Raw genomic sequence first — 336 nt, 5'->3', positions numbered from 1 at the left:
TACGGGTCGCGCAGAACTGGGCGGGTGCCGACTGGGGGCACATGGCGATCCCGCGGATTGGCCAGGAGGTGATCGTCGATTACCTGGACGGCGACTGCGACCAGCCGATCGTCACCGGGCGTACCTACCGGGCGACCAACCGGCCGCCCTACGCGCTGCCCGACCACAAGATCCTCAGCACCATCAAGAGCAAGGAGTACAAGGGCAGCCGGGCCAACGAGCTGCGCATCGACGACACCACGGCGCAGATCAGTGCGGCGCTGATGAGCGACCACGGTGCCAGCGCGCTGCACCTGGGCTACCTGACCCATCCTCGGCCCGAAGGCGGCAAGCCGC

The 336-nt window shown here is 68.2% G+C and carries 1 protein-coding gene; it reads left to right on the top strand.

The window, feature by feature from the left end; translation table 11 throughout:
• Window positions 1-336: type VI secretion system Vgr family protein (locus JHD77_RS33375; RefSeq protein WP_181858610.1), on the top strand; the 336-nt coding region annotated here is incomplete at both ends.

This window comes from Pseudomonas sp. P20, from assembly GCF_016463925.1.
Lineage (GTDB): Bacteria > Pseudomonadota > Gammaproteobacteria > Pseudomonadales > Pseudomonadaceae > Pseudomonas > Pseudomonas aeruginosa.
The sequence above is the reverse complement of the archived record's forward strand: the minus strand, read 5'-3'. Positions and strand labels throughout refer to the sequence as shown.